The sequence below is a fragment of the Stenotrophomonas sp. PAMC25021 genome, from assembly GCF_004795795.1.
GTDB classification, from domain to species: domain Bacteria; phylum Pseudomonadota; class Gammaproteobacteria; order Xanthomonadales; family Xanthomonadaceae; genus Stenotrophomonas; species Stenotrophomonas muris.
In genome coordinates this window covers 3,601,096-3,616,091 of record NZ_CP039255.1, presented here as the reverse complement: position 1 = coordinate 3,616,091, position 14,996 = coordinate 3,601,096, and the positions used below count along the sequence as shown (strand labels likewise).

Genomic DNA, 14,996 nt, shown 5'->3' with positions numbered 1-14,996 from the left:
TTGGTCGGCACCGGGGTTTGCCGCGAAGAGCATCTACGCGCGGCGTGGATCCACTTATGTACGCGTCTGCCCTTCGCCGCGCACGACAAATCGTTCAACGGTGAGGGCTTCCAAGCCCATCGGGCCGTAGGCGTGCAGGCGCGTGGTGGAAATACCGATCTCACTGCCCAGGCCCAGCTGGCCACCATCGGAGAAGCGCGACGAAGCGTTGACCATCACCACCGCCGAGCGCAGCGCGTTGACGAAGCGCTCGGCGTGGCCGGTGTCCTCGGTGGCGATCACTTCGGTGTGGTCGGAGGTATAGGTGCGGATGTGCGCGATGGCTGCATCAAGATCATCGACCACGCGCACCGCCAGCACCAGATCGAGGAACTCGGCGGCGTAATCCTCCTCGGTCGCCGCCGTGCTGCCCGGCAGCAACGGCTGCGCCTGCGCATCGGCGCGCAGCTGCACCCCACGCTCACCCAGCGCCTTCGCCACGCGCGGCAGGAACGCGTCAGCCACGGCGCGGTGCACCAGCAGCGTCTCCAGCGAATTGCACGCCGCCGGCCGGCTGCACTTGCCGTCCACCAGCAGGTCGATGGCCTTGCCGAGGTCGGCGCTGGCGTCCACGAACAGGTGGCACACCCCCTTGTAATGCTTGATCACCGGCACGCGCGCGTGCTCGGCCACGAAACGGATCAGGCCTTCGCCGCCACGCGGAATGGCCAGGTCGATCAGCTCATGCAGCTGCAGCAGTTCCAGCATCGCCTCGCGGCGCAGGTCGGTGAGCACGGTCACCGCCGCCGGCGGTACGCCGTTGGCCTTCAATGCACCGGCCAGCGCCTGGGCGATGGCGGTATTGGAGTGGATCGCTTCGGAACCACCGCGCAGGATCACGCCATTGCCGGCCTTCAGGCACAGCGCGGCGGCTTCGGCCGTCACGTTCGGGCGCGCCTCATAGATCATCGCGATCACGCCCAGCGGCACGCGCACCTTCTGCACGCGGATGCCGTTGGGACGTACGTCGTCGCGCGTCACCTGGCCGACCGGGTCAGGCAGCGCGGCCACCTCGCGCACCGCCTCGGCCATCGCGAACAGCCGCGGCGGGTCCAGTGCGAGGCGGTCGAGCATGGCACTGCCAACGCCCTTGTCGCGCGCGGCGGCGAGGTCGCGTGCGTTGCCGGCCAGGATCAGTCCGGCATTTACTTCCAGGGCCTGCGCCATCGCCAGCAGCAGCATGCGTCGCGCCGCACTGTCCAGGCCGGCAACGATCTGCGCTGCATCACGGCAGGCGCGCGCCTGGGCTTCGATTTCGCTCATCGGGGTGTCCTTCAAACCGGTCATGGCAGCACCAGGTCGTCACGATGGACGACGCTACCACCGTAGTTGTAGCCCAGCACGGCCTGGATGTCGCGCGAATGATGGCCGGCGATCCGGCGCACGTCGTCGGCCGCGTACTGGCTGACGCCGCGGGCGACACAGACACGCCCCTGCGGTGCGATCCAGCACACCTGCACCATGTCGCCGCGGCGGAATGCCCCCTCGGCAGCGGTGATGCCGCCGGGCAGCAGCGAGGCGCCCTTCTCCCGCATCGCCTGTGCCGCACCGGCATCGACGACGATCGCGCCCTCGGCCAGCGGCGCGTGCCGCAGCCAGTGCTTGCGGGCAGCCTCGCGGCTGCGTGCGGCGTGGATGCGGGTGCCGAACAGGCGGTCCTGCGCCAGCGCGCGCACCACATCGCTGCTGCGGCCGTTGAACAGGTAGGTCTCGATGCCGAGGCGGCCCGCCTTGGCCGCCGCCTCCAGCTTGGTACGCATGCCGCCGGTGCCGGCGCGCGAGCCGGCGCCGCCGGCCATCGCCAGCACATCGTCACTCAGTTCCGGCACGTCGTGCAGTGGCCGCGCGTCGGCCACGGTGCGCGGATCTGCGCTGTACAGGCCGTCGATGTCGGTGGCGATGAACAGTGCATCGGCATCGACCAGCGCGGCCACGGTCGCGGCCAGGTTGTCGTTGTCACCGAGCTTGAGCTCGTCCACCGATACGGTGTCGTTCTCGTTGACCACCGGCAGCGCACCCAGCCGCAGCAGTTCGCTCAGCGTGGCGCGTGCATTGAGGTAGCGGCGGCGGTTGCGCAGGTCGTCGTGGGTCAGCAGCACCTGCGCCACCGGGCGCTCGAAGAAGCGCTGCCAGAGCCCGATCAGCTGCGCCTGGCCGAGCGCGGCCAGGGCCTGCCGCGCCGCCATCGCCGCACCGGGTTCATCGGCCCGCGGCAGGATCGCGCGCCCCGCCGCAACCGCGCCGGAGGAGACGATCACCACCTCGCGCCCAGCCAGTACGTTGGCGGATACAAACTGGGCCAGGCCCAGCGCGTGGCGTGGCGACAGGCCGCCACCATCGGCCGCCAGCAGGCTGCTGCCAACCTTCAGCACCGCACGCCGCCATGGCGGCAGCGCCTGTTGCGGGAACGGCGAAGCGACGGTGGCGGCGTGCAGGGTCATCGGTCAGGGCCTCAGCGGGTATTCCATTCGTGCACGGTCAGCTCGGAAGCGTGCATCGTCACCAGGGGATCGGTGGCGACGATGGCCCGCGCCTGTTCCAGGCTCTCGACATTGCACAGCACATAGGCGCCACCGCTGCCATCGGCGAAACCACCGGTCAGCTGCAGCTTTCCCTGTGCCTGCAACGCCTCGAGGAAATCGCGGTGCGGCTGCACCGCCGCATCGTTGAAGTCCGGCCGGCGCATCGCCATCACCAGATAGACAGTGCCCGCCATCAGGACAGCGCCTGCCAGCGTGCGCGCAGTTCGTCCAGGCGCAGATCGGCAGCCGAGCCCGGCGATACACGCGCAGCCAGGCTGCCTTCCGGGGTACGTCCCTGCCCTGCGCTGTCGGCACCGGCTGCAGCGGCCTTGTAGGCCTCGCGGAACGGCACACCGGCCACCGCCGCTTCCACGGCGACGTCGGTGGCATACATGCCCGAATCGATCGCTGCGCGCAGCCTGTCGTCACGCCACTCCAGATTGGCCAGCAGCGCCGGCAGCAGTTCCAGCGCGGCCAGGCCACGGCCGAAGCCGTGGAAGATGGCGCCCTTGGACGACTGCAGGTCACGGTGATAACCCGAAGGCAGCGACAGCAGCTGCTCGATCTCGGTGCGCGCGGCGGCGACGCTGGCGTGGGTCGCACGCATCAGCTCGATCACGTCCGGGTTGCGCTTGTTGGGCATGATCGAACTGCCGGTGGTGTACTGCGCCGGCAGCGCGACGAAGCCGAACTCGGCGCTGGTGAACAGCGACAGGTCCCAGGCGATGCGGCGCAGGTCCAGCGTAGCGCCACCGAGTGCTTCCAGCGCGGCCAGCTCGAACTTGCCGCGCGACAGCTGTGCGTAGATCGGCGAGATCTGCATGCGCGCGAAACCGAGCGCGGCCGTGGTGTGCTCGCGGTCCAGCGGCAGGTTCACCCCGTAGCCGGCGGCGGTGCCGAGCGGATTGGCGTCGACCAGCGCATGGGTGTCACGGGCTCGGATGGCGTTGTCGATGAAGGCCTCGGCCCATCCGGCCCACCACATGCCGGCCGAAGAGACCACGGCGCGCTGGATATGGGTATAGCCGGGAATCGGCAGGTCCTTCTCGGCCTGCGCACGGTCCAGCGCGATCTTGGCCACGTCGGTGCTGAGCCCGGCCACGCGCAGCAGCTTCTCCTTCAGCCACAGGCGGGTGGCGACCAGGATCTGGTCATTGCGGCTGCGGCCGGTGTGGATCTTGCGGCCAGCGTCGCCGAGGCGTTCGGTCAAACGCGCTTCGATTGCTGAGTGACCGTCTTCGTACTGCGTATCCAGCACGAAGCGGCCTTCACGGAAATCCTGCGCCAGCACGTCGAGCTCGCGCAGCAGGCCTGCCAGCTCGTCGGCGCTGAGGATGCCGATGTGCTGCAGGCCCTGCGCATGCGCGGCGCTGGCAGCGATGTCATGCAGGAAGAACTCGCGGTCGAGGATCACGTCGTCGCCGGCGAGGAAGGTCTGGATCTGGGCGTCGACAGCGACGCCGGGCTTCTGCCAAAGAAGGTCTGCCATGGGGGCTCCGGAAGGCGTGTTCAGTGCGGGATCGACGTCAGTTCGTCGATGCCCAGCGCAAGGTTGAGGTTCTGCATGGCCTGGGTGGCCGCGCCCTTGAGCAGGTTGTCCAGGGTCGCCACCACCACCACCCGCTTGCCGCCCGGGGCCAGGGTGAAGCCACCGACCTGGGCACCGTGGCGGCCGGCGATGCGGCTGACCCACGGCGCTTCATCCACCACTTCGATCAGGGGTTCGCCGGCATAGGCCTGCTGGAAGCGCTCGACGATCTGTTCGCGGGTCTGCACGCGGTTCAGCCACAGGTTGGCGGTCAGCGTGATGCCGCGGAAATGCGGCGCGACGTGCGGCATGAACTCGACGGCCACGCCCAGCTGCACCGACACCTCGCGCTCGTGCACGTGGTTGGTCAGCGCATACGGCATCAGGTTGTCGGCCAGCAGTTCGACGTTGTTCTTGTCCGACGGCGTGGTACCGGCACCGGAGTAGCCGGAGACACCGAAGCACTGCGGCGGGCCGGCCAGCAGGTCCAGCAGCGGATGCACCGCCAGCTGCATCGCCGTGGCATAGCAGCCCGGGTTGCTGATGTGCTTCTGGCCGTTGTAGCGGCCGCGGGTCAGCTCCGGCAGGCCGTAATACCAGCTGTTGTCGAAGCGGTAGTCGGCCGAGAGATCGACGATGACGGTGTCCGGCTTGGCGGCTTCAAGCGCGGCCACGAACGGTGCGGCCAGGCCGTTGGGCAGGGCCAGGATCACCGCGTCCACGCCTTTGGCGGCCACCGCGTCGGCATCCAGGTTCTCGTACTGCAGCTCGCCCTGGAACTCCGGGTGGTGGTCGGACAGGCGCTGCCCGGCGCGCTCGCGCGAGGAGACGAAGGCCAGTTCCAGGCGCGGATGGGCGGCCACCAGCTTGATCAGCTCGGCGCCGGTATGGCCGCGGGCCCCGACGATGCCCAGGGTGAAAGTCGAATCGTTCATGCGTGGCTGTCCAGGCGGTACTGCAGGTGGCGCTTCACGCCCTGCCATTCCGCATCGATGATGGAGAAGATGACGGTGTCGCGCGGCGTGCCGTCGGCGTGCCGCTTGTGGTTGCGCAGCACGCCATCCTGCTTGGCGCCGAGGCGTGCGATGGCGGTGCGCGAAGTGAAGTTGAACCAGCTGGTCTCGAACACGACGCTCAGGCACTGCAACCGCTCGAACGCGTGGCTGAGCAGCATCAGCTTGGTCTCGGTGTTGACCCCGGTGCGTTGCGCAGACTCGCCATACCAGGTGTAACCGATACTCAGGCGCGGCACGTCCGCTTGCAGATCGTAGTAGCGGGTGGTGCCGACAATCTGGTCGTTGGCATCGAACACCACGAACGGCAGCACCCTGCCTTCGGCCTGCGCCTGCAGCGCTGCCTGCACGTAGCCGGCCATGGTCTTCGCATCGGGCACCTGGGTGTACCAGAGCCTGGACAACGCGCCATCGCCAAGCGCGCCGCGCAGGCCATCGATATGCCCCATCTGCAGCGGCTCCAGCCGCGCATGGGTGCCCGCCAGCGTAGGGACCTTGGTCCAGTCGGCATGGTTCATGTGTTCAGCCCTGCAGGCTCGGCGCGCGCCGGGCGCAATGGTCGACATAGGTCTTGATCCGGTCGATGCCGTCGGCGCCGAACCAGAACACCTTCCAGTGGTCCTGCTTGTAGCAGCCGTCGGATTCAGCGTAATAGAAGTGGTTGATCGGATTGCCATGGCGCGAACGCCAGAACAGCTGCGGGGTTTCCTCCAGCATCACGTTCCAGACCGCACGGCCCAGGCCCTCGCCCTGCGCATCGTCGAGCACGGCGAACTTGTCCAGGTACACGCCCTCGGCCTCGTCGGTGAGGATCACCGCGGTGCGGTAGTTCTCGCTGACGTAGGCGCGCAGCAGCTTCGTCTTTTCGAAGTACTCCGGCACCAGGGTGCGGCCGAAGCTGGATTCGATCAGGCCCTTCAGGCGCGGCAGGTCCAGCGCGGTCCAGGCGGTGGCGCGCAGCACCTTCTCGCCCTTGCGCACCAGCGTCCCCGACCCCTTGTGGGTGAACAGTTCCTTGGCCAGATCGGCCGGGCGCGTGATCGACACCGACGATTCCAGCGGCAGGCGATCGAGCAGATCCTTGATCTGTTCGATCTTCACCTTCATGCCGCCGTGGATCCACGGCTGCGCGATCAGGTGGTCGTACTCGGTGGACAGGTTGATCGAATCGATCACGTTGCCCTGCTCGTCCAGCAGGCCGCCAGTGCCGGTCAGGAAGATGATCTTGTATGGCTGCAGTTCCTGCACCAGCTCGTTGGCGGCGAAGTCGGCGTTGACGTTGAGGATCTGGCCGCCAGCGGTCTCGCCCAGGCTGGTGATGACCGGGATCGACCCGGCACGCAGGCTGGCCTCGATCGGTGCCAGGTTGACCTTCTTCACCTCGCCGACCAGGCCGTAGGTGTCCACGTCCAGGTACTCGGCCTCGAACACGCCGCCGGTGATCGAGGTGGCGCGCGCTCCGTTCTGCTGCAGCGCCTCGACCAGGCGCAGGTTGGACTGCTGGAACACCCGGCGCACGATCGCCAGCGCTTCCGGCGACGTCACGCGCAGGCCGTTGACGGTCTGCTTCTCGATGCCGGCGGCCGACAGTTCGGCATCCAGCTGCGGGCCGGCACCGTGCAGCACGATCGGGGTCAGCCCGACTTCCTGCAGGAACGACAGCGAAGAGGTCAGCGCGTCGAGGTCGTCGCGCAGCACCGCGCCGCCGACCTTGACCACGGCGAAGCGCTTGGCGTCCAGCTGCGAGAAGCGCTTGAGGTACTGGCTGATCTCCTTCGCGCTGGCCATGCTGGAAAGCAGGCGCACGATGGTCTGGCGGGTCTGGCGGTGGGGCTGGAGGGCAGGAGACATTTCGGTTTCGTCACAGGCGGCGGTCGCCGCGTTGCAGTTCCACCCGGCCAGGGCCGGGCGGCGTTGTAGGGTCGATCAGGCGCCGGCGGCGATGATGCGATGCACGGCGTCGGTGTAGCGCTGCAGCTGCTCCAGCGTCACGAACTCATCAGCGGTGTGGGCCTGGGCGATGTCGCCCGGGCCGAACACCAGCGTGGTGTAGCCACCGGCGGAGAACAGCGAGGCCTCGGTCCAGAAGTCCACCGCGTTGCCGATCGGCAGCTCCAGCGCATCGGCCACATCGCGCGCCAGCAGGCGGCGGTTCTCGGCCTCGGCGATGTCACCGGCCGGCAGGCTGGGGCCACGGAACGTTTCGGTGAAAACGGCGGCTTCCGGTTCGGCGAAACCGGCGAAGGTCGCCAGCAGGCCATCGATGTCCATCGACGGCAGCGGGCGGAACCCGAAGCGCACCTCAGCAGCCGGTGCGATCATGTTGGCCTTGATCCCGCCTTCGACGCGACCGATGTTGAAGCGCAGCCCGGTCAGCCCGCCGAAGCGGGCCGAGGCCAGCGATTCCACATGGTCCAGTGCACGGTTGCCCCAGCGCATGGCCTGGTGCAGCGCGCTGGCGGCCGCGTCCTGCTTGCCGGACGCATGGCCGGCGCGGCCGGCGAACTGCATCAGCACCGAGCTGATGCCACGATGCGCCAGCACCGCTTCACTCATGGTCGGCTCGGCCACCAGCACCGCTTCATACGGCAGGCCACGGGCCAGGAACGCGGCGATACAGCGCGGATCGTTGGCTTCCTCGTCGCTGGAGAACAGGAAGGCGGCATCGCCATCGCTGGCATTGGCCGCCGCCACCAGCGCAGCGGCGGCGCCCTTGATGTCACACACGCCCAGGCCGACCACGCGGTCGTCCAGGCGGCGCATCACATGCGGGTCGGCACTCCAGTGCGGCGAGTCCGGCACGGTGTCCAGGTGCACGTTGAACAGATACTTCGGCGTGCCTCGCACGGCGTACAGGCTGACTGCGCCCGCGCCATGGTCGATCACCTCGACGTTGAAGCCGGGCAGGTTGTCGCGCAGGTAATCGAAGATGCCACCGGTGGTGATCGCACGCGGCGGGTTGCGGGTGTCGAAGGACACCAGGGCCTGCAGGTGATCGAGCGTCTGTTCAAGCATGTGTCTGAATATCCGTAGGGTTCGAAATCGGTAGTGCCGGCCGCTGGCCGGCTCCGCAATGATCCAGCCGTGCCACGAGCCGGCCAGCGGCCGGCACTACCCTCCATCGACGTTGCGAGGCGCCGGCCAGCGGCCGGCACCCCGTCACAGGTCAACCGCGATTGACCTGCGCATAGACAGTGGAGCTCATCCCGAACAGCTTGATGAAGCCTTCAGCCTCCTCCACGCCCCAGTCGGCCGACTGCGCGTAGGTGGCGCCCTTGGTGTTGAGCAGGTGCGGCGACTTCACGGCCACCGCATCGACGCGGCCACCACGGGTTTCCAGCACCACTTCGCCGTTGACCTTGGCCTGCGAGGACTTCAGGAAGGCTTCGATGTCGGTCTTCAGCGGGTCGTGGTAGAAGCCTTCGTACACCAGCTCCACCCACTTGCGTGCCACGTGCGGCTTGAAGCGGTTCTGCTGCTTGGTCAGCACCGCATCTTCCAGCGCACGGTGTGCGGCCAGCAGCGAAACCAGGCCCGGGGCCTCGAACACGATGCGGCCCTTCAGGCCGATCACGGTGTCGCCGGTGTAGACGCCGCGGCCCACGCCGTACGGGGCGAACAGCTTGTTGAGCTGGGCCAGGATCTGGTCGCCCGGCAGCGCCTTGCCGTCCAGTTCGACGGCTTCGCCTTCAACGAACTTCAGGGTCACGGTCAGGGCCTGCTCCGGCCACTCGCTGCGCGGTGCGCACCAGCCACGCGCGCCCTCGCCCGGAGCTTCCCACCGGTCGATCTCGCCGCCGGACATGGTCAGGCCCAGCAGGTTCTCGTTGATGGTGTAGGCCTGCTGCTTGGCGCGCACGCCGAAGCCACGCTCTTCCAGGTACTTCTGCTCGTAGGCGCGGGTCTGGGTGTGTTCCTTCTGGATCTCGCGGATCGGCGCGATGATCTGGTAGTCGCCCAGCGCCTTCACGGCCAGGTCGAAGCGGACCTGGTCGTTGCCCATGCCGGTGCAACCGTGGGCGATGGTGTTGGTGCCCAGCTCGGCAGCACGCTTCAGCGCGGCATCGACGATCAGGTAGCGGTCCGAGACCAGCAGCGGGTACTGGCCCTGGTAGCCTTCGCCGGCCCACACGAACGGCTTGACGAAGCCTTCCCAGATGGCCGGGCCACCGTTGACGGTGAGGTGGCTCGCCACGCCCAGTTCGGCGGCGCGCTTCTCGATGAAGTCACGCTCTTCATCATCGACGCCGCCGGTGTCGGCGAACACGGTGTGCACGTTGTAGCCGCGCTCCTGCAGGTACGGCACGCAGAAGCTGGTATCCAGGCCGCCGGAGAAGGCGAGAACGACGTCTTTGTTGCTCATGGGGGTCAGGTCCACTTGGGGGATGGGAATTCGGTAGAGCCGACCGTTGGTCGGCTGGAATATTGGATGCGCCGCTGCGGGAGCAGCCGACCAACGGTCGGCTCTACCCCTTGTTCGATCTAGCGCCCGGCAACCGCCGCCATGATCGCCTTCTGCACGTGCAGGCGGTTCTCGGCTTCGTTGATGGCGATGCACTGCGGCGAATCCATCACCGCGTCGGTGGCCTTCACGTTGCGGCGCAGCGGCAGGCAGTGGCTGAACACACCATTGTTGGTCAGCGCCATCTTCCGCTCGTCCACGATGAAGTGCTTGAACTGGTCGCGGATCGGCTTCTCCGGTTCCCAGTTGCCGAAGAACGGCAGCGCGCCCCAGCTCTTGGCGTAGACCACGTCGGCGCCGGCGTAGGCGCTGTCGATGTCATGGCTGATCTTCAGCGAGCCGCCGCTCTCGGCCACGTTCTGCTCGGCCCAGCCCATGTAACGCTCGTCGAGGATGTAGTCGGCGGTCGGGCACAGCAGGGTCACGTCCATGCCCATGCGGGTGGCGATGGTCAGCGCCGAATTGGCAACGGCGGTGTTCAGCGGCTTGGGGTGGTAGGTCCAGGTCAGCACGTACTTCTTGCCACGCAGGTCCTGGGTGCCGAAGTGCTCCTGCAGGGCCATGATGTGGGCCAGCTCCTGGCACGGGTGGGTGATGGTCTCCATGTTGATGACCGGCACCGGCGAGTACCTGGCGAAGCTGTTGAGGACGATGTCCTGGCGGTCGTAGGCCCAGTCGATGAACTTGGGGAACGCACGCACGGCGATGATGTCGCAGTAACGACCCAGCACCTTGGCCACTTCAGCGATGTGCTCTTCGGTATCGCCGTCCATCACCGTGCCGAGGTTGAACTCGATCGGCCACGCATCCTTGCCCGGCTGCAGCACCACCGCGTGGGCACCGAGCTGGAACGCGCCCAGTTCGAAGCTGGTGCGGGTGCGCATGGACGGGTTGAAGAACACCAGCGCGATCGACTTGCCCTTGAGCTGGTCGCCGAGCTTGTTGCGCTTGAACAGCGCCGCCTGGGTCAACAGCGCGTCGAGATCGCTGCGGCTCCAGTCCTGGGTGTTCAGGAAGTGCTTGGGGGACATCATCTTTCCTTGCGTGGCGGCGCCGGTTTCGACGCGGTGGAAGGGAAAACAGGAATCAAAGGTGGAGCGGGAAGATTGCAGTTGCAGCTTTCAGAAGATGCACTTTTGAAGCGCGGAAACGAAAAAACCCAGCCGGCGGGCTGGGTTTTTTCGGACGAACAGCAAAAAGCTCCGGTTACCCAGCGAGGATGTGGGGTTCCGGTCGACGCGCACGCGAGGTCATGCCCGACGCCTGTCGGGCTGCGCTGCTGTCGTGCTGGAAGTCGGTGAGCTTCATGGTCAACCATCTTTGCATGCGGCCGAGGCCGGCGCAAGGGCCGGGGTCCCAGAATCAGGGATTGCTGGCCGTGCCCTGCTCCGGGCCGACCCAGGGCGTGATCGACACCCGGATCTTGAGCCGGTTGCCGGGGTCTTCCGGCAGCCGCGAACGGTACTTGGTGCCCTTGTAGACGTAATCCACGTCGTAGGCGATGGGCCGGCGGAATTCACGCCCCACCGGCACGATGCGGCAGTCGCGGGTCAGCATCGGGCCAGTGTTGGCCGGTGCCGGGGCCGGCGTCTCGGCTCCGGGCTCCTCAACGGCCTCTTCGTCGCTGCGCTTGAACATCGAGCGCACCGAGTCCCAGAAGCGGCTGATCCGGCCCTTGTCCTCGACCGGCTCCTCGCCGGTCACGTTCACCGGGGCCAGGGTCCGGGTCGACACCGGCTCGCAGTGCTCCTCGGTGCGGGTCGCGCGCAGGGTCTGGAACACCGGCTCCACGTTCAGCACCTGGGCGTAGTCGAACTTCACGTTCTCAACGATCACCACCCGGTTGCGGGGCTCGGCCTCCTGCGCCAGCACCACGGCGGGCAGCGCCGACAGGCAGGCCAGGGTCAGCAACGCGGTGGATTTCATTGGCGACGGGAGCAAGGACACGGCAATAGTGTAGGCAGTGGCGAGCGCAAGGGGCTGAACATTACCCGTCCACGCCGCTCCTGCCCACCCCACCCCGGGTGGCCCCGGCGTCCACCGGTGGCAACGGGTGCCCCCAAAGGGGGCCGACACGTTCTAAAATCACAGGCTTGTCCCCCAGCCACAGCCCCATGACCCTGCGCCTGCACAACAACCTGACTCGCCAGCTCGAACCGTTCACCCCGCTCGATCCGGCCTGTCCGACCCTGTATGTGTGCGGCCCGACGGTCTACAACTACGTGCACATCGGCAACGCCCGTGGCCCGGTGGTGTTCGGGGTGCTGGCCGACCTGCTGCGGCGCCGTTTCGGTGGCCTGCGCTACGCGCGCAACATCACCGACGTGGACGACAAGATCAACACCGCCGCGCGCGAGCAGGGCGTACCGATCAGCACCATCACCGACAGGTTCGCCGCCGCCTACCGTGAGGACATGGCCGCGCTGGGCGTGGTGCCGCCGGACATCGAGCCGGAGGTGACCGCGCACATTCCGCAGATCATCACCATGATCGAGCAGCTGATCGCCAACGGGCATGCCTACGCTGCCGAAGGCCACGTGCTGTTCGCGGTGGCCAGCTTCGATGGCTACGGCAAGCTCTCGCGCCGCGATCCGGACGAAATGCTGGCCGGCGCCCGTGTCGACGTGGCCCCGTACAAGCGTGATCCGGGTGATTTCGTGCTGTGGAAGCCGTCCAGCGACGACCTGCCCGGCTGGGCGTCGCCCTGGGGCCGTGGCCGCCCGGGCTGGCACATCGAGTGCTCGGCAATGGCCGCCGCCCACCTGGGCGAGACCATCGACATCCATGCCGGCGGCGTCGACCTGCAGTTCCCGCACCACGAGAACGAGCTTGCGCAGAGCGAGTGCGCCCACGGCGGCAAGATCTTCGCCCGCTTCTGGCTGCACAACGGCATGCTCAACTTCGGCGGCGCCAAGATGAGCAAGTCGCTGGGCAACATCGAGCGCGTGCACGACCTGGTGCGCCAGCACCCGCCGGAAGCACTGCGCCTGGCCCTGCTGTCGGCCCACTACCGGCAACCGCTGGACTGGTCCGATGGCCTGATCGAACAGTCGGTGCGCACCCTGGACCGCCTGTACGGCACCTTGCGCGAACTGGCGTCAGTCGAGGCGGTCGTTGCGATCCCGGCCACGGTCGAAGCGACCCTGGATGACGATCTGAACACCCCGCAGGCACTGGCCGAAGTGGCCCGCATCGCCGCCGATGCGCGTCGTGCCACCGATCCGGCCGAGCAGGCGCGCCTGAAGGGTGAACTGCTCGGCGCCGGACTGGCACTGGGCCTGCTGCAGGCCGATCCAGCGCAGTGGTTCGGCACTGCGGCCAGCGACGGCGGCGACGATGCCCGCATCCAGGGCCTGATCGATGAGCGTGCCGCTGCCAAGAAGGCGCGCGACTTCGCCCGTTCCGACGCCATCCGCGACCAGCTGGCCGCCGAAGGCATCGTGCTGGAAGACACCCCGCAGGGCGTGCGCTGGTCGCGCAAGCGCGGCTGACCCGCCCTGCCCCGTGGCCGGTACGCCGGCCACGCCCCCACCGTAGAGACTGTTGTGATCGACTCCCCGTTCCCGCTTGAACCCACCGCCGCCGAGGCACAGGCCGCCATCGCCGAGGAATTCGGCTTCTTCGGCGACTGGTCCGAGCGTTACCAGTACCTGATCGACCTCGGCCGCAAGCTGCCGGCCTTCCCGGAAGAATGGAAGACCGAAGAGCATCGCCTGCTCGGCTGCCAGTCGATGGTCTGGATCGTGCCCGAAGGCAACGCGCAGTCGCTGCGCTTCCATGCCATCAGTGATTCGGCGATTGTCTCCGGCCTGATCTTCCTGGCCCTGCGTGTGTACTCCGGGCGCTCGGCGCAGGAGATCCTGGCCACCGAGCCGAGCTACATCCAGGACATCGGCCTGGCCCGCCACCTCTCGCCGACCCGCAGCAACGGCGTGGCGGCGATGCTGGCCTTCATCCGCGAGACCGCGCAGGCCCAGCTGCAGCGCGACCCGTCGTGAGCGAGCCTGCCACAGCCGAAGACAGCGCGCTGGGCCTGCTGTCCCGGCCCGGTTTCGCCAGGCTGCTGGCGTACCGCATCTTCGCGATGCTGTCCTACCAGGTGGTCGCGGTCACCGTCGGCTGGCACATCTACGAAGTCACCCGCAATCCGTTCTCGCTGGGCCTGATCGGCCTGGCCGAGGTGCTGCCGTTCTTCTGCGTGGCGCCGTTCGCCGGTTACCTGGTGGATCACCTGCCGCGCCGCCGCCTGGGCATGGTCGCCTGTTGCGGACTGATCGCCACCGCACTGGTATTGACCAGCGTGGCCATGGGCTGGCTGCCGATCGACGGCGTGTGGCCGATCTACGCAGCCATTGCGCTGACCGGCATGGTCCGCGCCTTCCTGTCGCCGATCTACAACGCCCTGTTCGCCCGCGTACTGGCCCGTGACCAGTTCGCGCGTGGCGCCGGCCTGGGCGCGGTGGTATTCCAGGCCGGCATGATCGCCGGCCCGGCACTGGGCGGCGTGCTGGTCGGCTTCGGTGGCAAGGGCCTGTCCTACGCGGTGGCCACCGCCTTCGCGCTGGTGGCGATGGCCTGTCTGGCCACGCTGAAAGTGGAGGAGCCGGTGCACACCGGCCCTGCCGCGCCGATCTTCAAGAGCATCGCCGAAGGCGCGCGCTTCGTGGTCGGCAACCGGATCATGGTCGGCGCGATGGCGCTGGACATGTTCTCGGTGCTGCTGGGCGGCGTGGTGGCGATGCTGCCGGCGTTCCTGCACGAAATCCTGCACCACGGCCCGGAAGGCCTGGGCATCCTGCGCGCGATGCCGGCGCTTGGCTCGGTGTGCGTGGGCCTGTGGCTGGCCCGCCACCCGCTGCACCGCAATGCCGGCCGCGTGCTGCTGTTCGCGGTGGCCGGCTTCGGCCTGTGCGTGATCAGCTTCGGGCTGTCGCAGCACTTCTGGCTGTCGGCGCTGATCCTGCTGTTCTACGGCGCCTTCGATGGCGTCTCGGTGGTGATCCGCTCGACCATCCTGCAGCTGGCCACGCCGGAAGAAATGCGCGGTCGCGTATCGTCGATCAACGGCATCTTCATCAGTTCGTCCAACGAGCTGGGCGCGTTCTATGCCGGCACGATGGCGAAGCTGCTCGGCCTGGTACCGGCCGTGGTGCTGGGCGGGTTCGCGGTGCTGAGCGTGGCCGGGATCACCGCGTGGAAGAACCCGACGCTGCGGAAGTTGAATCTTCGCGACCTGCAGTGAGCCTGTAGAGCCGAGCCCATGCTCGGCTGCGTATTTCCGTGCGCCCACGCGCCGGGCCATGCCCGGCGGGCTCTTTCCGCGACCGCGGTGGGGTGTCACGTTTCTTTTCGCGCGAAAAGAAAAGTAACCAAAGAAACACGCCGCCATCCGCGAGCCGGCGCTGCGCGCCGGTGCCCTGTGCTCCTCGGTG

At 67.7% G+C, this 14,996-nt stretch carries 14 protein-coding genes; 3 read left to right on the top strand and 11 right to left on the bottom strand.

Annotated features, from left to right (window positions below):
- Window positions 1-54 precede the first annotated feature (54 nt).
- The 11 genes from E5790_RS16725 to E5790_RS16675 form a co-directional block, all read right to left on the bottom strand.
- Complete coding sequence (locus E5790_RS16725; RefSeq protein WP_049442413.1) at window positions 55-1,326, bottom strand: glutamate-5-semialdehyde dehydrogenase; 1,272 nt, start codon at window positions 1,324-1,326, stop codon at window positions 55-57.
- Complete coding sequence (gene proB, locus E5790_RS16720; RefSeq protein ID WP_014647780.1) at window positions 1,323-2,480, bottom strand: glutamate 5-kinase; 1,158 nt, start codon at window positions 2,478-2,480, stop codon at window positions 1,323-1,325. Before proB ends, E5790_RS16725 begins: the two co-directional genes overlap by 4 nt.
- A gap of 11 nt (window positions 2,481-2,491) precedes the next feature.
- Window positions 2,492-2,755, bottom strand: coding sequence for a YciI family protein (locus E5790_RS16715; protein ID WP_014647781.1), 264 nt, complete (start codon window positions 2,753-2,755; stop codon window positions 2,492-2,494).
- Window positions 2,755-4,050, bottom strand: a complete 1,296-nt coding sequence (gene argH / locus E5790_RS16710; RefSeq protein WP_014647782.1) for an argininosuccinate lyase — start codon at window positions 4,048-4,050, stop codon at window positions 2,755-2,757. The genes E5790_RS16715 and argH overlap by 1 nt, the downstream gene beginning before the upstream one ends.
- A gap of 20 nt (window positions 4,051-4,070) precedes the next feature.
- The gene (gene argC / locus E5790_RS16705; RefSeq protein WP_014647783.1) at window positions 4,071-5,024 is read right to left on the bottom strand and encodes an N-acetyl-gamma-glutamyl-phosphate reductase; all 954 of its coding nucleotides are present in this window, start codon (window positions 5,022-5,024) and stop codon (window positions 4,071-4,073) included.
- Window positions 5,021-5,620, bottom strand: a complete 600-nt coding sequence (locus E5790_RS16700) for a GNAT family protein (protein ID WP_014647784.1) — start codon at window positions 5,618-5,620, stop codon at window positions 5,021-5,023. Before E5790_RS16700 ends, argC begins: the two co-directional genes overlap by 4 nt.
- A gap of 4 nt (window positions 5,621-5,624) precedes the next feature.
- On the bottom strand, window positions 5,625-6,953 hold the full coding sequence (locus E5790_RS16695) for an acetylglutamate kinase (RefSeq protein WP_111205994.1): 1,329 nt from the start codon (window positions 6,951-6,953) through the stop codon (window positions 5,625-5,627).
- Between the two features lie 75 nt (window positions 6,954-7,028).
- Window positions 7,029-8,117 (bottom strand): acetylornithine deacetylase, encoded by a 1,089-nt coding sequence (locus tag E5790_RS16690; RefSeq protein ID WP_014647786.1) that lies wholly within the window; start codon window positions 8,115-8,117, stop codon window positions 7,029-7,031.
- Between the two features lie 151 nt (window positions 8,118-8,268).
- On the bottom strand, window positions 8,269-9,465 hold the full coding sequence (locus E5790_RS16685) for an argininosuccinate synthase (protein ID WP_111205993.1): 1,197 nt from the start codon (window positions 9,463-9,465) through the stop codon (window positions 8,269-8,271).
- A 119-nt stretch (window positions 9,466-9,584) separates the two neighbouring features.
- Window positions 9,585-10,595, bottom strand: a complete 1,011-nt coding sequence (locus E5790_RS16680) for an N-acetylornithine carbamoyltransferase (RefSeq protein WP_014647788.1) — start codon at window positions 10,593-10,595, stop codon at window positions 9,585-9,587.
- 331 nt (window positions 10,596-10,926) lie between these two features.
- On the bottom strand, window positions 10,927-11,490 hold the full coding sequence (locus E5790_RS16675) for a hypothetical protein (protein ID WP_014647790.1): 564 nt from the start codon (window positions 11,488-11,490) through the stop codon (window positions 10,927-10,929).
- 188 nt (window positions 11,491-11,678) lie between these two features.
- Here E5790_RS16675 and cysS point away from each other — a divergent pair, with 188 nt between their 5' ends.
- From cysS to E5790_RS16660, 3 genes are read left to right on the top strand one after another with little or no spacing between them, the layout of a single operon-like run.
- A complete protein-coding gene (gene cysS / locus E5790_RS16670; protein WP_014647791.1) occupies window positions 11,679-13,055 on the top strand; it encodes a cysteine--tRNA ligase in 1,377 nt (458 codons plus the stop codon).
- 54 nt (window positions 13,056-13,109) lie between these two features.
- Window positions 13,110-13,562, top strand: a complete 453-nt coding sequence (locus E5790_RS16665; RefSeq protein WP_032956126.1) for a SufE family protein — start codon at window positions 13,110-13,112, stop codon at window positions 13,560-13,562.
- Complete coding sequence (locus tag E5790_RS16660) at window positions 13,559-14,806, top strand: MFS transporter (RefSeq protein WP_032956128.1); 1,248 nt, start codon at window positions 13,559-13,561, stop codon at window positions 14,804-14,806. The genes E5790_RS16665 and E5790_RS16660 overlap by 4 nt, the downstream gene beginning before the upstream one ends.
- The last annotated feature ends 190 nt before the right edge of the window (window positions 14,807-14,996 follow it).

Bases quoted from the DNA above. Each gene is read 5' to 3' on its own strand.
- E5790_RS16715 (WP_014647781.1), bottom strand. From the start codon at position 2,755: ATGGCGGGCACTGTCTATCTGGTGATGGCGATGCGCCGGCCGGACTTC.
- E5790_RS16695 (WP_111205994.1), bottom strand. From the start codon at position 6,953: ATGTCTCCTGCCCTCCAGCCCCACCGCCAGACCCGCCAGACCATCGTG.
- argC (WP_014647783.1), bottom strand. From the start codon at position 5,024: ATGAACGATTCGACTTTCACCCTGGGCATCGTCGGGGCCCGCGGCCAT.
- cysS (WP_014647791.1), top strand. From the start codon at position 11,679: ATGACCCTGCGCCTGCACAACAACCTGACTCGCCAGCTCGAACCGTTC.
- E5790_RS16725 (WP_049442413.1), bottom strand. From the start codon at position 1,326: ATGACCGGTTTGAAGGACACCCCGATGAGCGAAATCGAAGCCCAGGCG.
- E5790_RS16680 (WP_014647788.1), bottom strand. From the start codon at position 10,595: ATGTCCCCCAAGCACTTCCTGAACACCCAGGACTGGAGCCGCAGCGAT.
- E5790_RS16685 (WP_111205993.1), bottom strand. From the start codon at position 9,465: ATGAGCAACAAAGACGTCGTTCTCGCCTTCTCCGGCGGCCTGGATACC.
- E5790_RS16675 (WP_014647790.1), bottom strand. From the start codon at position 11,490: ATGAAATCCACCGCGTTGCTGACCCTGGCCTGCCTGTCGGCGCTGCCC.
- E5790_RS16690 (WP_014647786.1), bottom strand. From the start codon at position 8,117: ATGCTTGAACAGACGCTCGATCACCTGCAGGCCCTGGTGTCCTTCGAC.
- argH (WP_014647782.1), bottom strand. From the start codon at position 4,050: ATGGCAGACCTTCTTTGGCAGAAGCCCGGCGTCGCTGTCGACGCCCAG.
- E5790_RS16700 (WP_014647784.1), bottom strand. From the start codon at position 5,620: ATGAACCATGCCGACTGGACCAAGGTCCCTACGCTGGCGGGCACCCAT.
- proB (WP_014647780.1), bottom strand. From the start codon at position 2,480: ATGACCCTGCACGCCGCCACCGTCGCTTCGCCGTTCCCGCAACAGGCG.